The sequence below is a fragment of the Paenibacillus sp. FSL R7-0198 genome (assembly GCF_038000415.1).
In the GTDB taxonomy this organism is placed as follows: Bacteria; Bacillota; Bacilli; order Paenibacillales; family Paenibacillaceae; genus Paenibacillus.
The window spans coordinates 80,445-99,187 of sequence record NZ_JBBOCB010000001.1 but is presented as its reverse complement, the minus strand read 5'-3'; the positions used below and the strand labels follow the sequence as shown (position 1 = coordinate 99,187).

Genomic DNA, 18,743 nt, shown 5'->3' with positions numbered 1-18,743 from the left:
TGGAGGGTATCAAGTGAAATACGAGTTTAATTTTGATCAGTTATGTCCAGCGACTTATGCATTTCAGGTCATTGGAGGCAAGTGGAATCTTCCGATCCTGGCAATCCTCAGTGAAAATGACTGTATACGTTACAATGAATTAAAAAGAAGACTGCCTGGCATTACCGGAACGATGTTAACGAACTGTTTGAAGGATTTGATTCATTACGGCATCGTGCATCGGGAGCAATATAACGAGGTGCCACCGAGAGTGGAGTATTCGCTCACAGAATCAGGCAAGGAATTGGTTCCTTTAATTGAATCCATGGTAATATGGGGTCAGAAAAATATGACAGCAGGTGTGAAGCAACAAGAAATATAACTCCTGGCCTAATGTAACCCCTTAGCATAGATGCTCATTTTGAATCGCTCTCTACACTTTGTTCAACGACAAAAAGGCTATTTCACTGGACCATCATGTCCTTTGAAATAGCCTTTTCTTTATAAATACAAGACGGCCGCTTTTTGACGAATAACACATCCGTGTACACATCTAACTATTCAGGTCGTCATCTTCCTCATTTCCTAAATACATAACCGTTTTTTCTCCCTCAACCAATCTAATGATCTGCTTTCGTAATTTTGAAGGAAATAAAGGTAGTTCGTTTATATTTTTAATTTCGAGCCATTCATATTCCACTTGGTTTTCGTCACTTGGCAGAATAGAACTATCTTGGTCCATCAAACCTATGTACTCGCATAAAAAAACAAAATCTACACGATGAAGAGCTTCACCGTATACCCCTTCAATGACAAATTCCAGTGATAATGGTTCTACATCTATTCCGATTTCTTCCGCAACTTCACGCTTCACAGCATCCGTCAGCGTTTCGCCTGCATTCTGGCTCCCACCAGGCAGGATGTAGATGACTTCATCATTATCATCCTGCTTCATTGCAAGCATTCTCCCGTCTTTAATGATCAATGCTTTTGCAGAATTTCTAATCTTTCTCTCCATTGCTAATCCCCCATATATATCTGTATCATGTTGTTGAAGGTTGATTCCATTTAACCTCACGATCTCCATGAAGAATATTTTAACACATACATCTAAACAAATTCTGAACAATCAAATCAACTCACTCTTGGCGACCTCCATGAAAGCAGCCATAGACGGAGAGATCCATTTTTCCCGATGCCAGAGCATTTGCGCAGAAAAGGATACATCTGATAAATCCCACGGCAGAGCAACCACTTCCCCATCGCTCAACTCTTTCTTCAAAGCCATTTCAGGTAATAAAGCGATCCCTAGACCAGCCGCAACACATTGTTTAATGGCTTCTACACTATGAAACTCCAGCTCTGTCAGAGCATCTGCACCTTTCTTTGTTATGGATTGGTCAAAATAAGTGCGATACGAACAGTTCTTTTCGGTCAGCAAAAAATGCTGTTTGTGGAAGTCATCGATAACTAACGCGGAACGCGATGCTAACATATGATCGGGAGAAACGACCATTTGAAAGGTCTCCTCCTTTAAAAACTCTGAATGAAGGTCTTTGGAATTTATAGGCTCATCCAATACAAAAACGACATCGGCATGTCCTTCTCTCAGACTTGATTTAAGCTCTTGCCCAGACAAGGGGCGGAACAATAACCGCACACCAGGATAGTCCGCTCGGAAGCGTTTGAACAAGGCTGGAAGAAGATATGCACACAGCACTTCATCTGCTCCGATCACCACCGTTCCCGCCAATTCTCCGTGCTGAGTGGATATGCACTTTGCTTCCTCTACATCGTTTAAAATCTTAGTGGCGTACGGCAGAAACTGTTGGCCAGCATCCGTTAACACAACCTTTTTGCCTAATCGATCCAGCAATTTCACCCCAAGCTCTTCTTCCAGCGATTTGATTTGCATGGTTATGGTAGACGGTACATAGCTCAATAATTCAGCAGTTTGACTAAAGCTGCAGGTCGATGCAAGTGTCCAAAAGGTTTTTAGCTGGCGTATTTCCATGAGTCAGGCACCCCCTAAGTTCAAAATAAATGAATGATATGTTCGATAACGTTTCGTTGAATTGATAATAGACGTATTGTAGAGTGAAATCAAGTTATTACTATTTTATAAGGAGAATCAATCTATGAACGATTATGAAACATATAACCTAGGAGATACATTACTTCAATCGGGACAACGGCTCCCTCTAGCCTTTATCGCTTACAAGACCTATGGAAACTTAAATGCGGCAAAGGACAATGTTATTGTTGTCCCAACATGGTTTGCTGGAATTCACACAGATAATGAATGGTTAATTGGAACAGACAAGGCACTGGACCCCAGTCGTTATTTTATCGTTGTGCCCAATATGTTGGGTAACGGGTTATCGTCTTCTCCAAGTAATACCCCTGCCCCATATGATAAGAATAACTTCCCTATGATCTCCATGTATGACAATGTGCATGCCCAACATCAACTCATCACTCAAAAATTCGGTATCTCCAAAATCAAACTTGTTGTGGGCTGGTCGCTGGGAGCCATGCAGGTTTATCAATGGGGAACCAGTTATCCTGAGATGGTCGAACGTATTGCCCCCTTTGGCGGAACGGCAAAGAGCAGACCCCATACACAGTTGGTATTCGAAGCAATGATCGCGGCATTACAGGCAGATTCGAATTATAAAAATGGTAGATATGAACGCCCACCGGTTGCCGGTCTCGCAGCGATGGGAAGAGCTTATGCTCCATGGGGGTTCTCGCAGGCGTACTATTTGGAGAAATTGTATCAATCTGAGGGTTTCGACACCTTGAAATCTTATGTAGAAGATTACTGGGATCAGGTATTTCTTCCCTTTGATGCTAACGACTTGATTACCATGTTGCGTACAGGAATATATGGAGACATTAGCGATAATCCCGTAGATGACGGCAACTTCGAACAGGCATTAAGCAAGATCACTTCTCCTGCACTCGTTATGCCAGGATCAAGTGACTTGTTCTTCACGCCAGAAGATAGTGCGTATGATGCTCAGCATATGCCAAACGCGCTGTATCAACCTATAGAGTCCAAGTGGGGACACTGCTTTGGAATCGGAGCAAACGAAGAGGATTCAATCGTTATCGATCGTCATCTAAAGGAATTTTTGGAGTCATGAGTAAAAAAAGAAGGAGCTCAAAGTAAAAAAAGTGCACAAAGCTCATTATTCTTTTCTCCGCCACAACTCAAAAGTAAAAAAAGATACCGCTTCTCGTCAATAACCTTTATATCACGTTCCCCCTTTCTCGTTTAGAATATTTTCAAGTAAGCGTTATTGAAATATGACTGATAAGGGGGAAAAGAAATGAACAAGAAAACGAAAGCCTTAGTCTTGTCTGTGTGCATGTCAACCTTATTACTCGCAGCCTGTAGCAATGGAAGCGGTGCTGATAAAGGTTCAACAACGGACACGGATTCCAACGAGGCTGGAACGACAACCATTCACACCGTAACATCAGAATACACTTCAGCAAAATATCCAAAGGGCGACGATATCACCAACAATGTATGGATTAAGCGATACAAAGAGAAGTTTGATATCAACGTCAAAACAGACTGGGTTAGCGATGAGTACGATACAAAACTCAATTTGGCTATCGCATCGAACGATCTTCCTGACGTATTCAGAGTTAATCCATCACAACTGAGACAGTTAGTCGAAGCAGATATGGTCATGAACCTTTCCGAGGTCTTTGATCAATACGCTTCAGATCGTCTCAAAGGTTACATGGAAGCAGATGCAGACAGTTACGAATCTGGAAAGAAGGACGGTAAGCTGTACGGGATACCACAGATGCACTGGGGATTAATTGAACAACCAGACTTCATCTGGATTCGGAACGACTGGAAAGAAGAATTGGGACTCCAAGATCCGAAATCTGTGGAAGACATCAAAAATATCGCACTAAAATTCATGGAAAAGCACGGTGGTTATGGTATAGCGGTAGACCAATCGTTGGATTACCTCAACCTGCTCGCCATTGCATGGAATGCGCATCCGGATATGTGGATGGAGGATAGCAATGGAAAACTCGTGTACGGATCCGTGCAGCCTGAGATGAAAAATGCGCTGGCTGAGTGGTCAGAATGGTACAAGCGAGGCATCATTGATCCGGAATTTGCAATCAAAGACTTTAATGCGATGAACGCGGACATTGTAGCCGGCAAAGTGGGCATGCAGCCTTATTACCAGTGGTGGGGTTATAATCCGGGTGTCGACACAGTATCCAATCTGGGTAAGGACGCTATCTTCTACCCTTATATCATCCCTACCGTTGATGGAAAAGAAGCCAAACAATCCATTTTCTTCGCCAACAACAATTATATCGTTATGAAAAAGGGATTTAAAAGCCCTGAAGAAGTAATCAAAATTTTGAACGACTATGCTTATATTGTGGATGAAGGCAATGGCAAGGAATCCACAGAAACGTTATCCGCCTTGCTGGACAACGATATTGCCCATGTTGTTGGAGCGTTCCGTGTACTTAATCCGAATTCCGATTACGAGCAATTTGAGGCGGTCTCCGCTGCCCTTCAATCCAAGGATACCAGTGGGCTCACGACGTCGGGTATGTGGCAAAAATATAACAACAGTGTGGAATTCATGGAGAATGCAACCCCAGGAGCAGTTGGTGATTATTTGCAACAAGGGGCTCCAAAGAATGCGTATGGTCTTGCCAAGAAAGTACTGGACAGCGAGAACTATACAAAAACGGCCTTATGGGGTGTTACGCCAGAAATACTTTCAAGCTACGGCACAACCTTGGATGATATCCTGACCGAAGGTTTCACCAAGATCATTATGGGTAGCGAAAGTATCGATTATTTCGATGTTATTGTCCAGAATTGGCGCGCAGCCGGGGGCGATAATGCAACCCAGGCAGTTAATGAAGCCTACGGGAAGAAATAATCTCGTTTGTCACAAAGAGGGGATGAGGGGATCTCTCCCCTTTATTTGATAGCGATTACATTTGGCGTACGATGAACGGAGGAATATGAATGTTGAGAAAATGGAAGCAGCAGAGTCCTTACCATCTCATGTTGATTCCAAGCCTGGTCTTGGTCTTCATCTTTTGTTACATCCCTTTCTATGGACTTATTATTGCATTTCAGAATTACAATCCGGGCCTCGGCTTTAACTCGCCATGGGTAGGATGGGATAATTTCACCCACATATTTAATCAGCCGAACTTCGTAAGAACGATCTGGAATACATTGTACATGTCTGTCTTTAAGATTATCGGTGGTATAATCGTGCCCGTAATTTTCGCATTACTGCTTAACGAGGTACTGCACAGTGGAATCAAACGTACATTTCAAACACTTGTCTACATTCCGAACTTCCTCTCTTGGGTCATTATGGCTGGCATCATGCTGGATATCCTTAGCTCCGACGGCATTATCAATACATTTCTAAGTGTATTTGGTATTGCACCGATCTCCTTTCTTGGCACACCTTCTATTTTTCCTTGGACGATGATTGTCAGTGACATATGGAAAGGTTTCGGGTTTGGCACGGTTGTTTATTTGGCAGCCTTGACCAGTATTGATCCGGGGCTTTACGAGGCCGCGGTGATCGACGGAGCCAAACGCTGGAAGCAGACCATCTACATTACGTTGCCTCTCCTCATGCCAACCATTGTTTTAATGACCGTACTTTCACTTGGAAACGTACTCAATGCTGGCTTTGACCAGATCTATAATCTCTACTCCCCTGTTGTCTATCAGACCGGTGATATTATTGATACCTATGTCTACCGTCTGGGAATTCAGCAGGCACAGTATTCAATTGGTACCGCTGTCGGGTTATTCAAATCGATCATTTCCAGTGTTCTGGTTGCCGTATCGTATATCTTGGCTTACAGAGTGGCTGGTTATCGTATCTTCTAAGAAGGAGGAACTCACATTATGATCTATGATAAAAGTATGAGCAGGCGTGTATTTCTTATCATAAACTACACCATATTGCTTCTAATCTCTCTCCTATGTATCCTGCCGTTTATCAACCTGCTGGCTGTTTCATTCAGCAGCAGCGCGGCTGTATCTGCGGGGAGTGTTACGTTCTGGCCTGTGGAATTTACGACAAAAGCCTATGAATTTGCATTAACTGGAGGATCATTTTTCTCCTCTCTCTGGGTAGCCATTCAACGAACCGTTATCGGAACGTTGGTGAATCTGGTTCTGATCGTACTCACAGCTTATCCCCTCTCCAAATCCAAACAAAAATTGATGGGGCGTAATATCTATATGGGATTTTTCATAATAACCATGTTATTCAGTGGAGGACTAATTCCAACCTATCTAGTGGTCGTGAAAATGGGACTAATCGATTCCATCTGGTCTCTGATCCTGCCTGGGGCCCTCCCCGTATTCAGTATGATTATCCTCATGAATTTCATTCGGGGGCTGCCCGAGGAGATTGAAGAATCAGCAATTATCGATGGTGCTGGGCCTGTACAGGTATTGCTTCGTATTCTACTACCACTTCTCAAGCCCGCTCTCGCTACGGTTGGTTTGTTCAGTATCGTTGCCCACTGGAATTCGTGGTTCGATGGCATTATCTATATGAACAATCCAGACAATTATCCATTGCAAAGCTACCTCCAGACCCTCCTGCAAAGTTTTGAGCAAATCATGCTGAAATCTGGGTCAGATTATACGCAGCTGTTGTCCATGATGAACGCCAGAACGGGGCGCGCCGCTCAGATGTTCTTGGGTGCCATTCCGATTTTACTCGTGTATCCGTTTTTACAAAAATATTTTACCAAAGGTTTGGTGCTAGGTAGCGTCAAAGGGTGAACAAAAGGGCTTGCAGTTCATACTGCGAGCCCTTTGTTTATATCTAAACTCATTTTTATGATCGCTGTACCGCATTATGAGATGTATAAATGAAAGCATGAATGACTATTTGGCTTCTATAATGGCAGGCAGCAGAATGGAGAAAATGGTGCCTTCACCCATTTTACTCTCCACCTGTATTCCATAGGGTTTACCGAAATGAAGTTGAATCCGCCGCTGTACATTATGCAATCCAATCCCATTCGTTCCCGTACTTGCACCCGACTTTTCTTCCAATAGATTCTGCATCGTATGATGATCCATACCGACGCCATTATCGCAGACTTGGATCACAACTTCATCCAGCTGTGATTGAATCCGAATGGTAATGATTCCGTCTTCTTCGAGTTCAGCGAGTCCATGAAATATCGCATTCTCCACAATGGGCTGCAGGATCATTTTGGGCATGCGATAATCTAGCAGTCTATCCTCAACCTCATATCGCATTTGAATACAATCATAGTACCTGACATTTTGAATCGTTACGTAATTCGTAATATTATCGAGTTCTTCACGAATGGTTACGAGCGTTCCATCGGATTTTGTTGCATAGCGAAGCATCGAGATTAGTGCATCGGTCATTTCCACGATTTTGTCAGCCTGCTGCATCGAGGCGATCCATTTCACTGACCCAAGGGTGTTATACAGAAAATGTGGCTTGATCTGGTCATGGAGCGCACGCATCTCGGCCTTGGCTTTCTCTATTTCTTCCTGCTGCATCCGTTCGACCAACCGCTTCAATTCATGCGACATTCTGTTAAATCGAATGGATAAATGGCCAATCTCGTCTTTTGAGCCAATAGGTTCAACTTGTTCAAACTGACCTTTCTCGACTAGAGCAATATTCCGTAGCAGTTTCTTAATGGGAGTTGTGATCACGTGAGATAAAAAGATGGATATTACGGCAGCAAAAAGAACAATGACGATGGCAAGCGTCACCAGATTACGGCCCAATATTTTGCCATCAGCAGTCAGCTCATCCAAAGGCATATATAAGTACGTTGTCCATTTTTGCTGACTAAGGGGACTGGTCACCACGACATTTAGTGCTTCAGGCGGACGAACGTTGTCCCGGAACAGTGTCCCAATTAATCGTTCATTCACGTTATATACGATCTTGTCATCCTCATCAACAATCATGAATCTGGAGCGCAGCCCTTCCTGCAAGTTTCGATTGACGATTTCGATGAATTTGATATCAATACTGACAACAATCACGCCAAGCAGTTTTCCACTAGTCACATCATGAATTTTGCGAGCGTGTGACACTGCCAGTATTTTATTCTCCAATTGCTCATCGATTCGTGTTGTGAGGGTAATGGTTCTATCACTATCATGCATAAACTTTTTAAACCACAATTCGTTTGCTACTTTGAAGTTTGGATCAATGGGTTGATGTGGACTTACAAAAAGGTCTTGCCCCCCGTTCATATTGTAGAGGTAAATGGAGAATACGCGATCTTTCATCATGATATAATTCATCAGAATATTGTATGCGGCAATCTCATGTTGTTCATCACCCTCTCGCAGGAAATCCTGGATCGGAAAACTCCCTTCATGAGTCGCAGACAGATTGTCACTAAGCCCATTGCTGGCTAGCAGCGAAATTTTCTCAATCTCCTTGAGGAACTCGTCAATGCGAATATTCGTCTGTTTGGCCAGATCGTTTAGCAACGTTGTATAGTTCTGTGCCAACAACCGCTCTGAGGAGTAATACGAATTGATTGTCATCACCAATACCGGAAGGATAATGACCGTCATACAGATCACCATAATTTTGTACTTGATTCGGAAGGGCCGAACATGCTTCATATGCTGCACCTCTATTCACCGATTACATTCATCCCTGCTGTAATTCTCGATATTCCTCAGGAGTGACACCTACCGATTTTTTGAAAATCTTACTGAAGTACGTGTAATTATGGTAGCCCACCTTTTCTGCGATTTCATACACTCTCATTCCTCTGCTCAATAGGTACGCCTTGGCATGTTCAATTCGAACTCGGGTCAAGTACGTAATAAAGTTCTCTCCTCGTTCCTGTTTGAACACACGGCTGAGATACGACGGATTCACACTGATTTGGCTAGCGATACTTTGCAGTGAGATATCTTCCGCATAATACTTGTCGATCAATTCAGTGGCGAGATCGGTGTAAGTGCTTTCCTGTTTGATTTGGTAATCGGTTTGGAAGTAATACGCAATATGAGCAAGCATATCTTGGTGGATATCCTCCCAATACTCCCCCTTTAGAACGATTTCATAGGGTGATTTCTCTGTTAAAGAAGGTGCACCTCTTTCCGTAGCTCGGGATAGATGGGAATGTATCGTTTCCATTACCATGATATATTGCTTGCGAATGCTATTCTCATCTGCTCGTAGCTGTTCCAGATTGGATCGGATTCCTTCAAGGAACTCTTCCGCCTTTTGGTTGTCTTTGCTTACCCACAACTTCAACAAATCTCGTTCTTGTTGCGGGCTTAAAGCCCCCTTAACTTCATGTCGATCTGGGGATTGAACCATATGCTCGTAATACAATACCTGGTTGCTTCCTGTGAAGAAACCCTGTTCTAGAGCCGTTTCTGCCTCTTGGCAGGCCTTCCTGATGTGAAGGAAACCGGAAGTCATTCTACTTACCCCAGCCGTGAGCGATAGATTCATAAAATCCTTGATCGAAGACAGCAATTTATTACATAGTTTATTCAAGTCGGCGTGTACAGATTGGCTCTCAGGAAGTACATTAACGATCACCCAATATTCTGAGGAACTTTCAACAAAAATCTCTTTCTCCCACTTCGATGGAATGATCTCTTCCATAATATTAAGAATAGAAAATCGGAGCAGCTTTTCCCCCTTCTCTACATATTTCCGCTTTGCATCCTCGTAATAATTCACGATGAACTTCATGACAACCAACTGGTCCGAACGTATACGAAAATGCAATTCTTCCGCTTTGGTGACGATATCCTCCTCACTAATGAATCCGCTTACAACATCTTGGAAGAAACTATCCTTTAGATATCTTAGGCTCTTGGAATAGTCCTGTGTTATAGAGGGTGTGTTGGTTGGGTGAACATGTTCACTTTGCAGTTTCTGTCCAACAGTGCTCAGGAGGTCAATAAGGGAGGATTCGGTGATCTCGCTTTTAATCAAATAATCTGAAGCACCAAGTTTTAGTGCCTCTTTCACATAATGAAATTCGTCAAAATTACTCAGGATGACATACTTGCAGGTTTTCAGTACGCAGGAGGCCTCTTGTATAAGCTGCAGCCCATCCATAATCGGCATTTTGATATCTGTAATAATTAGATCAGGCATCACTTCAAGCGCAAGGCTTAATGCCTCTTTTCCATTTCCCGCCTCACCCACAACATAGAAATTATACTCTTCCCAATTCAGCATGGAACGAATTCCAACCCGCATGAGCAATTCATCATCTACGATCATTAGTTTATACATGATATCCCCCAACATGAACCATTTTTAGATATTTTACCATTAAACGGACTCTTGCAAAGATGTCTAGCTAACCTTATTGAATTGCGGGTATCATAAATAACACTTTTACAGAACATACGTTCCTGTTATAATCAGATTATCGTATTTGGTGTAACATAACATGCCCGTCTGGAAAGGATACATATCATGAATTTATACAAGTTTGAATTAACGGTAAACGGATATCTACTACGTGTTCATTTCAGTGCGTCTGAAGAAAGTGGATTGAAATGGTGCAAACGAGTTGCTTCTGAATTCCAGAATAACGTTGCCAATCTGGAGATCAAGGTTGATATACATAAAAAGCAGAAACAAAAGCATGCACGGGAATATCACGGAAAGCCATATCTGTACGATAGGACACTGAGGAAAAAGCCGCTTGCGAAGAAAAATAAAACGGCTGAATCATCTGCGGTTATGTGAAGGGGAATTCACATTGCTGCTTAACGAGTCTTCTCAATAGAAAGACAAAAAGACTAAAGAACGATTAATTGATGATAACATCAGTAACGTTCTTTAGTCTTTATTGAAGTACTATCGACACCTTGAGTAGACTGAAATTCCTTTCACGCCCCGGCGTCTCCAATCATTTGTCGTTCAATTTGTTTCATTTCATAAAAATAGCCTTTTTGCTCCATTAGCTCTGAATAAGAACCCGATTCCACAATCTTGCCTTGGTCCATGACCACAATCCGATCCATCTCTTCCAATCCGGTCAGCCGATGGCAGATCAGGAGAAATGTATCTTCGGATGCTTGTGCAAGAAGATGCTGGAGCACATGTTTCTCTGTGACGTAATCCAGCGAAGACGTGGGTTCGTCCAGAAGCCATAACCGTCCTTTGCGCAGCATGGCCCGTGCGAGAGCCAACCGCTGCTTCTCACCATCCGACAGGTTCTCCCCTTTTTCATACACCAAATCACTCAACAACTTATTGGGCAGTTGTACTTGATCCAGCATAGCCGACAGTTGTTCATCCGAATGTTCTTCTCCATTCAGCAACAGGTTGTCCCGGATGGTTCCCCGGAAGAAATGACTTTGCTGCAACACAACATTTGCCCTTTGCCAAATACTCTCCTCATTCAGTTCCTGCACCGGAACATCGTTTATCCGTATATCGCCAGACGTTGGTATACGCAGCTTGAGTAACAGATCGATAATCGTTGACTTACCTGACCCGCTCGGCCCGACAATCGCTGTTTTGGAGCCTGCTGCAAGTTGCAGAGATAGCTCCCTCAGCGCCGGTCTCCATTCCCCTTCATATTGGAAGTTAACACCGGATAGTTCAATCGAAACCGCCTGATCGGCTGACACTTCACCGCTTGGCTGTACAGGTTGCACATCGGAGGTCGGCACCGTTTCAGCCAGTCGCTGAGCGGCGTGTTCACTGTCCTGCTTATATAGAGGTAATATAGCCATTGCGGCAGCTTCTTCGAACACGGTCTGCGTGGCCAGGATCAGCATGGCGAGGAATACACCCGCAAACGCTCCATTCACAATTAAGAAGGCGCTGAGTGCTAACACACCCCATGTAACAAGATACGTCACAAAAAGGTGCATAGATTGCCCTCGCAGCAGGTGCGAAGCGGCTTGTTTCTGTTCGGTTGCCAATGCAGCGGAAGCCCGCTGAAGCTGTTGCTCACGCTGTTCCAATTGGCCGTATACTTTCAAATCCCGGAAACCATACAATACTTCGGTTACTTCCGTGGAAAGCAAGGCCCGTTGCTGGCGGACACGCCCGTGTATTTTTCGCTGACCTAACAAGACAATACCTGGTACAACAAATGCCGTGATCAGCATACCTAGTACTAACAAACACGCAATCCAGATCGAAAAGGCCGAAGTGAACAGCATGGTAGCCAAAAACACCATAACGACCATGATGGGTGGATACGCGACCCGCAAAAAGTAATTTTGCAAGCTTTCCACATCACCTACGATCCGCGCAAGCAGATCCCCGCTTCGGTTTTTGTTCAATATACCTGGCGTTACTGGGATCAGTTTGGCAAAAAAGGACGTCCGCAAACGGCTCAACATGGAGAATGTTGCCCTGTGGGAATACAAGCGTTCACCGTAGCGGCTCGCCGCTCGAAGGAAACCAAGCAGTTTGACCATGGAGGTGAGCACAATTAAGGTGTACAACGGTGGCGCAAATACCGTTTGAGATATCATATAACCACTCGCGGAAAAGAGAGCTACCCCTGCTATGCCGGCGATAAATCCGCCCAATATCGAAAGCAAGATATCCTTGCGCTCCTGAATCATCGCTTTTGACAAAATCGTCAACTCATTCATGCTAACCCTCCTTTCCGTTGTACATCCACCATCTCCGCATATTGAGGCAGGCGCGCCAGAAGCGCTTTATGATGTCCTGAATCCACCAATACCCCATTGTCCATAAACAAAATGTTGTCCGCATGTTGAATTGTATATAAACGGTGTGCCACCGTAATCATCGTTGCCGTTTTGGCTAATGCCGCAATGGATTGTTGTAATACCCGCTCGGTGTGCAGATCCAGACCAACGGTGGGTTCGTCGAACAAAATAACCGCAGGTCGCTTCAGAAAAGCACGTGCCAAAGCAAGTCTTTGCTTTTCCCCACCAGATAATCCCCGGCCACCTTCACCAACAAACGTATCTAATCCCTGCTCCAATTGTGCAACAACGCTAGCAAGCCCTGCTTCCTCTGCAGCCTGCTCAATTTCAGTTCTGGAGACGTTCCGACCCGCGCCAATGGCGATATTTTCGGCAAATGTACCTGCAAAAATATACGGATGCTGTGTAATGTAGCTAACACGTTCGAACCATGCAGCCTCATCATGTTGCAAAAGCTGGCTTCCGTTAACCAGAACTGCTCCCGAATCTGGTTTCAGCAAACCAGCAATGAGATGGAGCAGCGTGGTTTTACCTGATCCACTTTTGCCTACAATAGCGATCTGTTCTCCCGGTCCAATCGAGATCTGTCCTGTCTCAAGTCCAAAGGAATCAGGTGTGTATTGGAATCGGAGATGGTCCAGTTCAATGGTTGGTGGCATTGGAATCAACTCGGCACGAGCTGTACGGAGCTCTTCCGTCCTTGCAATTGTATCGACATCGGTTAATTCGCTCTGATCCGATCCTTCTTCCCTCTCCGTTTGTGTGCTCTTGAAACTTGTGTCCGCAAGCATCTGTTCCACCTTGCGAATCGCGCCCATACTGGTTCGCCCGCTGTGAAAAGCCGTTCCCGTATTCTTCAACAGACTGTAAAACTCGGGAACGAGTAACAACACAAGAAATGCTGTGTGGAAGCTCATCGATTTGAAAACCAGTAATTGAATAGCCAGTTCAAGCGCAACAATACCAATGCTTAACATCACGATCGATTCCAGCATAAACGTATTTGTAAATGCAATCTTCAAAATGCCCATGGTAGCATCACGATACCCCAGACTGCTGCGTTCAATTTCCTGTTGCTGACGTTTAGCCCGTCCGAATATTTTTAACGTAACCAGTCCCTGAAGTGAATCCAGAAATGTACCGGAAAACTCAGCCAGTTGCGCGTATTTTTCTTCTGATTTGTTCTTCGTTTGGAGCCCAACCAAGATCATGAACAGCGGGATAAACGGTGCCGTAAACAGCATAATCCAGCCTGTGTTGGCGTGCTGCGTAAACGTAACAACCAGAATCAGAATCGGGATCATCGCAGCTTCCATCATTCGCGGCATGTACTGACTGAAATAACTGTCGGCTTCATCCACAGCATCCAAAGCAACACTGACCTTTCCTCCCGTCTGTCCACTCAGGGTTGAAGGCATGGAAGCGCGGGTCAGGTTCTGCAACACAGATGCTCGCATATTCGTCTTGGCGCGTGCTGCCATATGCAAGCCCACTTTCCCATTACCATACGACAACAGTGAGCGTACAGCCATAACAACCAGTAATAGGACAAGCAGCAGGACCACGGATGAAAAGGAAGCTTTCTCTACAAAGATTCGCTGGACTGCTTCAGCCACCAAGGTGGCCTGGCTTATAATAGCTACACCAAGGGCCAGCGAAATGATCGCAAGGAGAAGCCTGTTTTTTCGTTGTAAAGACATTTGCTGCGAGATCAGATTGGATTTGGCTCTCCTCTTCATTGAACGCTCCTCCTTTATTTTTTCCCTTTCACATAATCCGCATCAAACAGGAACAGTTTGAATACCAGAATCAGAGAAGGAATTAACAGGCACAGACCACCGATAAACACAACGACGAGTGCAAAGCCCATTGCAGGTGATGTGGCGCTGCTCTGAATGGTGATGTATGGATCAAGAATGTAAGGATATTGCCCAATCCCGTAAGCAAAAAAGGCTGTGAGAAATTGCAGCATGATGCATATAAAAGCTAATCCGTAACGCCGTCCGTTATATAACAGCCACATGGCAATCATGAAAAATGCAACGGAAAGCGCCAGCAGCCACCATAAATCCATCATATTTTGAAAATGACGCTCATTGTGTTGACCCAAATATATAAATGCAGTCAGCGCGAGAATAATGGTCGGTGTGCTCCAGAACAAAGCATAGTTCCGCATCAGCTTCAATGCCGAATGGTCCTCTGCGCGAGAAGCGTAAAATGTGAGAAATGATCCGCTAATGAACAATACGGACACGATGGCTAGACCAACGATGCTCCACGATAATGGATTCGTAAACAGCGCCCAGTAATCCAGGGAAACGGTATCCCCTTGCTTCAAAATAAAGCCACCTTCTGAGAGGGTCAGTGCCACTGACAATGACGCTGGAATAAGCAACCCGGTAGCCCCGTATAAAAACAGATATACGACGTTATTTTTGGAACCATAATTCTCGAAAGCATAGAACGACCCACGAATAGCAAGCAAAATGACGGCAATACTTCCCGGAACAAGCAGCGCGGAGCCATAATAGTAAGCAGTATCCGGAAAGAATCCAACGATGCCAATATAGAAAAAGACAAAAAATACATTGGTGATCTCCCAGACCGGTGATAGATAACGGGAGATCAGACGATTAATCAGGTGATCCTGCTTTGTCAGGCGTGCATAAAAGGCGAAGAAACCTGCTCCAAAATCAATAGAAGCTACAATAAGATAGCCGTACAAGAACAGCCAGAGTACGGATATACCAATCAATTCATAACTCATCAGGCCTGATCCCCTTTCTTGGCTGATTGATCATGCTTCTGTTCCAACCATTTCTCCATCTCAAGCTCCGCAGGATTATTATTGAACAGACGTCTCAATACGAGAACACAGATGACGCCGAGCACGATGTATAGAAGCAAGAAGACGAAAAATAAAATTCTTACACTCGGTGAAGAAGTAGCAGCCTCTTCCACTCGCATATAACCTCGGATGATCCATGGCTGCCGCCCGATCTCTGCATAGAACCAGCCCATTTCAACAGCCAGAAAAGCAAGCGGTGCACTAAGTGCAACCATACGAAGCATCCACTTGTTAAACTGATTACGTTTCTTCCAAAACACAAACAGGAAGTACAGACTTGATATAGCAAGTAGAGCAAATCCAATTCCAGCCATTAGATCAAACAAATAATGCACAAGTAAGGGCGGGTGTTCATCTGGTGGAAATTCATTCAGCCCGGTAACCTCGGCGTTAAAGTCTCCAAAGGCAAGGAAACTGAGCAGTTTCGGCAAATGAAGAGCGCCTATAATTTCATGTTCTGCATTCAGCCATCCCAAAAAAATCAAATCCGCGCCGCTTTCCGTCTCGAAATGCCACTCGGCAGCTGCGAGCTTCTCCGGCTGATGCTCAGCCAAAAACTTGGCAGATACATCTCCTGCTAAGGAATTTAATAAACTGAATACCAGCACAACGGCCATCATGAGATTCAAGCCTTTTTTGTGGTAGGCCGACACTCCTTTTCTCAGCATCGCAAAGGCTGCTATTCCGGCTAACAGAGCAGCTCCTGTCAGATAAGCCGAGCTTAATACATGGAATACTTTGGAGAACGTCGCCGTATTCAACATCGCTTGCACGGGGTTCACTGCCATGAATTGACCTGCTTCCATGACAAAACCTTCAGGCTGGTTCATGAATCCGTTCACTGTTGTAATAAAAACAGCAGACATGCCTGCCCCCGCGACAATCGGAATAGTCAGCAACCAGTGGATATACGGATTTTTGAACCGATCCCACGTATACAAGTAAATTCCCAGGAAGATGGCTTCAAAAAAGAACGCGAACACTTCCATAAATAGTGGCAGTGCAATGACATTCCCGGCCAGCTTCATAAAATTCGGCCATACCAAGGCCAACTGCAGTGATATCGCTGTGCCTGTCACGACGCCAACCGCGACAGATATGACAAACCCTCTGGACCACCTCTTTGCCATAAGTATGTAATGGTGATCCTTCTTCCGAATGCCGATGAACTCTGCAATAGCAATCATCAAAGGTACACCGACACCCAGCGTTGCAAAAATCACGTGGAATCCCAGCGTCAAACCAGTCACTAGCCTGCTCCATAACACCGTATCAATAGCCATTCTTTGTGTTGCCTCCCTTCAAACTCTGTTCAATTTAGAAACATTCAATATCAGATTTGGCCAAGCTCAATGCAAAGTTGCGAAAAATTTCACAAAGTTAGGTATGACGATATCTTGCCACACCTATAATGCGTTTACTCCTGTAGGCCCCCGATAATAACAAGCATTGGATGCCTATTAAAATCTGATATTGATGCACTTAAAGTACTAACCAAGCCTATTAATCAAAATTATTATATCTTTATTTTTACCTAATTCAATCAAAGACACGTCTTCTACCCTAAACGTTCAAGAAAGGATCAACTCTTTCTGACAACTTGGTGAAAAACAAAAAATACACCCAATAGAGCTATTGATTCATTGGGTGTAAACGTGTTATTGCACGGCAGATTCGCTATTTTACTTGCTTACTTGCTCTGGACTCACCGCACCTGCCTCGCGACGTACGCTCATGATGATCAGTGATGCAGCTAATACCGTAAGGATGATTCCAAGCATCTGAAATCCTGTCACATTAAATGTATCTCCCATGACAATCCCAATCAATAACGACGATAAGATGGTTCCCAGGTAGCGTGATGTATTAAAAATACCCGATGCGACACCAATCATTTCTTTCGGTGTGCTTTTGAACAGAGCTGCTTGCATGCCGACCGCGTTTAGGCCGTTACTTATTCCAAATAAAGCTAAGGCAACAATGACAATGAAGATTGGAGAAGTTTCGTTCATAATAACGATCAATATAGAGCCAAATGTCATTAAAGAAGCGGATACAATCAGAGCTGGCCGTGATCCTGATTTGTCAATCCAGCGCCCTGCGATCGGTGCAATAATGACTGAACATAACCCCAAAGCTAGCATGCTCATTCCTGTATGAACTTCGTTGAGATGACGTACCTGCTTCAAATACGTAGGAACTCCAAAAAAAAGTGCGTAAAACAGGATGTTCACCAGCATGTATTGCACATTCATCCAAGTCATCTCGGGATATGAGGCAAACGTTCGCAGAGGGATAAAAGGCGTGCCTGCTTTTAATTCATGTCGGATGAACATGACGAGTGCGATTAACCCGATCCCCCCTGTCAGCAGATGCCATGTTGAAATATCTCCTGTGGAACTTACTGAAAGTAAACCGATGAGCAGAGTCACCAAAGCTACCGTAAACATCAGGATACCTGGTGCGTCAATTAACGCAAGCCATTGCCGAATGGACATGTGACCAGAGATAGACGGAGATTGCTCGTCCTTCGGGATTGTTTTCCAGGCGAACCAAAAGCTTGCCATGACAAACGGAATATTAACGAAGAATATGCTCTGCCAGTCCCACCAATGAATCAATACTCCACCAATAAAAGGTCCAACTGCAGCCGCTCCTGAAAGGAATATAGCCAAGGTGGACAAGGCGGAGGCTTGTTTTTCAGTCACGTTCATTCTGACAATCGCCATTCCAACGGCCACCATCATGCTTGTGCCAATCGATTGAACGATCCGGAATACGATGAGCCACGAAAAACTGGGAGACCACGGAGCTAGCATGGACGATACAAAAACAATAACAAGACCCATGAGGAAGATCTTCCTGCGGCCAAACAAATCACTACACTTGCCCATAACGGGTTGAGCGACAGCACTGGCAATGTAAAATGATAAAATAATCCACGAAACGGCTGTAAAATTAAGTTGATACACTTGTTGTAGCCTGGAGATTGCCACCGAAATCATGGAGGAATTCAACGGATTCAACATAATTCCAAGTCCAACAGCTAACATCAATCCTTTATTTCGAACGTTCATTGGTGCACCTCTCTCTCTCTTCTGCTGTTATCTTACTTGAACGTATTCATTTATTCCAACGCATTATATGTTATGATTTGATGAACTAGAAGGAATGAAG

Annotated in this window: 15 protein-coding genes; 6 read left to right on the top strand and 9 right to left on the bottom strand. The window is 44.2% G+C overall.

Annotated elements, in window-relative coordinates:
* Positions 1-13 precede the first annotated feature (13 nt).
* Entirely contained in the window at positions 14-361 is a 348-nt protein-coding gene (locus MKY87_RS00380; RefSeq protein WP_091030382.1) for a winged helix-turn-helix transcriptional regulator, read from the top strand.
* Between the two features lie 171 nt (positions 362-532).
* Here the strand turns inward: MKY87_RS00380 and MKY87_RS00375 are convergent, their stop codons facing one another.
* Entirely contained in the window at positions 533-997 is a 465-nt protein-coding gene (locus MKY87_RS00375; protein ID WP_165980276.1) for an NUDIX domain-containing protein, read from the bottom strand.
* 111 nt (positions 998-1,108) lie between these two features.
* Positions 1,109-1,993: a LysR family transcriptional regulator gene (locus MKY87_RS00370; RefSeq protein WP_339783874.1), complete on the bottom strand. Its 885-nt coding sequence runs from the start codon at positions 1,991-1,993 to the stop codon at positions 1,109-1,111.
* A gap of 124 nt (positions 1,994-2,117) precedes the next feature.
* On the opposite strand from MKY87_RS00370, the gene MKY87_RS00365 reads away from it, so the two are divergent.
* From MKY87_RS00365 to MKY87_RS00350, 4 genes are all read left to right on the top strand, one after another.
* Positions 2,118-3,128 carry an alpha/beta fold hydrolase gene (locus MKY87_RS00365; RefSeq protein WP_340962458.1) on the top strand — a complete coding sequence of 337 codons (1,011 nt, stop codon included), beginning with the start codon at positions 2,118-2,120 and terminating at the stop codon, positions 3,126-3,128.
* A 186-nt stretch (positions 3,129-3,314) separates the two neighbouring features.
* Complete coding sequence (locus MKY87_RS00360) at positions 3,315-4,919, top strand: hypothetical protein (protein WP_340962457.1); 1,605 nt, start codon at positions 3,315-3,317, stop codon at positions 4,917-4,919.
* 89 nt (positions 4,920-5,008) lie between these two features.
* A complete protein-coding gene (locus tag MKY87_RS00355; RefSeq protein ID WP_340962456.1) occupies positions 5,009-5,899 on the top strand; it encodes an ABC transporter permease in 891 nt (296 codons plus the stop codon).
* Between the two features lie 18 nt (positions 5,900-5,917).
* Entirely contained in the window at positions 5,918-6,808 is an 891-nt protein-coding gene (locus tag MKY87_RS00350; protein ID WP_036615762.1) for a carbohydrate ABC transporter permease, read from the top strand.
* Between the two features lie 105 nt (positions 6,809-6,913).
* On the opposite strand, the gene MKY87_RS00345 is transcribed toward MKY87_RS00350, so the two are convergent.
* Together MKY87_RS00345 and MKY87_RS00340 are read right to left on the bottom strand one after the other, a co-directional pair.
* A complete protein-coding gene (locus tag MKY87_RS00345) occupies positions 6,914-8,659 on the bottom strand; it encodes a cache domain-containing sensor histidine kinase (protein WP_339783877.1) in 1,746 nt (581 codons plus the stop codon).
* Between the two features lie 28 nt (positions 8,660-8,687).
* A complete protein-coding gene (locus MKY87_RS00340) occupies positions 8,688-10,304 on the bottom strand; it encodes a helix-turn-helix domain-containing protein (RefSeq protein ID WP_340962455.1) in 1,617 nt (538 codons plus the stop codon).
* 186 nt (positions 10,305-10,490) lie between these two features.
* On the opposite strand from MKY87_RS00340, the gene MKY87_RS00335 reads away from it, so the two are divergent.
* Positions 10,491-10,766 (top strand): hypothetical protein, encoded by a 276-nt coding sequence (locus MKY87_RS00335; RefSeq protein WP_047842994.1) that lies wholly within the window; start codon positions 10,491-10,493, stop codon positions 10,764-10,766.
* 143 nt (positions 10,767-10,909) lie between these two features.
* On the opposite strand, the gene cydC is transcribed toward MKY87_RS00335, so the two are convergent.
* The 5 genes from cydC to MKY87_RS00310 form a co-directional block, all read right to left on the bottom strand.
* A complete protein-coding gene (gene cydC, locus MKY87_RS00330; protein ID WP_340962454.1) occupies positions 10,910-12,637 on the bottom strand; it encodes a thiol reductant ABC exporter subunit CydC in 1,728 nt (575 codons plus the stop codon).
* Positions 12,634-14,457, bottom strand: a complete 1,824-nt coding sequence (gene cydD / locus MKY87_RS00325; protein ID WP_340962453.1) for a thiol reductant ABC exporter subunit CydD — start codon at positions 14,455-14,457, stop codon at positions 12,634-12,636. The genes cydC and cydD overlap by 4 nt, the downstream gene beginning before the upstream one ends.
* Positions 14,458-14,471: 14 nt before the next feature.
* A complete protein-coding gene (locus MKY87_RS00320) occupies positions 14,472-15,485 on the bottom strand; it encodes a cytochrome d ubiquinol oxidase subunit II (protein ID WP_340962452.1) in 1,014 nt (337 codons plus the stop codon).
* A complete protein-coding gene (locus MKY87_RS00315) occupies positions 15,485-16,849 on the bottom strand; it encodes a cytochrome ubiquinol oxidase subunit I (RefSeq protein WP_339309453.1) in 1,365 nt (454 codons plus the stop codon). Before MKY87_RS00315 ends, MKY87_RS00320 begins: the two co-directional genes overlap by 1 nt.
* Before the next feature lie 399 nt (positions 16,850-17,248).
* The gene (locus MKY87_RS00310; RefSeq protein ID WP_340962449.1) at positions 17,249-18,643 is read right to left on the bottom strand and encodes an MFS transporter; all 1,395 of its coding nucleotides are present in this window, start codon (positions 18,641-18,643) and stop codon (positions 17,249-17,251) included.
* Positions 18,644-18,743 lie beyond the last annotated feature (100 nt).

What these genes read in the sequence shown, in the direction of transcription:
- MKY87_RS00350 (WP_036615762.1), top strand. Translation starts at nt 5,918, where the DNA reads ATGATCTATGATAAAAGTATGAGCAGGCGTGTATTTCTTATCATAAAC.
- MKY87_RS00315 (WP_339309453.1), bottom strand. Translation starts at nt 16,849, where the DNA reads ATGGCTATTGATACGGTGTTATGGAGCAGGCTAGTGACTGGTTTGACG.
- MKY87_RS00375 (WP_165980276.1), bottom strand. Translation starts at nt 997, where the DNA reads ATGGAGAGAAAGATTAGAAATTCTGCAAAAGCATTGATCATTAAAGAC.
- MKY87_RS00360 (WP_340962457.1), top strand. Translation starts at nt 3,315, where the DNA reads ATGAACAAGAAAACGAAAGCCTTAGTCTTGTCTGTGTGCATGTCAACC.
- MKY87_RS00365 (WP_340962458.1), top strand. Translation starts at nt 2,118, where the DNA reads ATGAACGATTATGAAACATATAACCTAGGAGATACATTACTTCAATCG.
- cydC (WP_340962454.1), bottom strand. Translation starts at nt 12,637, where the DNA reads ATGAATGAGTTGACGATTTTGTCAAAAGCGATGATTCAGGAGCGCAAG.
- cydD (WP_340962453.1), bottom strand. Translation starts at nt 14,457, where the DNA reads ATGAAGAGGAGAGCCAAATCCAATCTGATCTCGCAGCAAATGTCTTTA.
- MKY87_RS00335 (WP_047842994.1), top strand. Translation starts at nt 10,491, where the DNA reads ATGAATTTATACAAGTTTGAATTAACGGTAAACGGATATCTACTACGT.
- MKY87_RS00310 (WP_340962449.1), bottom strand. Translation starts at nt 18,643, where the DNA reads ATGAACGTTCGAAATAAAGGATTGATGTTAGCTGTTGGACTTGGAATT.
- MKY87_RS00320 (WP_340962452.1), bottom strand. Translation starts at nt 15,485, where the DNA reads ATGAGTTATGAATTGATTGGTATATCCGTACTCTGGCTGTTCTTGTAC.
- MKY87_RS00340 (WP_340962455.1), bottom strand. Translation starts at nt 10,304, where the DNA reads ATGTATAAACTAATGATCGTAGATGATGAATTGCTCATGCGGGTTGGA.
- MKY87_RS00370 (WP_339783874.1), bottom strand. Translation starts at nt 1,993, where the DNA reads ATGGAAATACGCCAGCTAAAAACCTTTTGGACACTTGCATCGACCTGC.
- MKY87_RS00355 (WP_340962456.1), top strand. Translation starts at nt 5,009, where the DNA reads ATGTTGAGAAAATGGAAGCAGCAGAGTCCTTACCATCTCATGTTGATT.
- MKY87_RS00345 (WP_339783877.1), bottom strand. Translation starts at nt 8,659, where the DNA reads ATGAAGCATGTTCGGCCCTTCCGAATCAAGTACAAAATTATGGTGATC.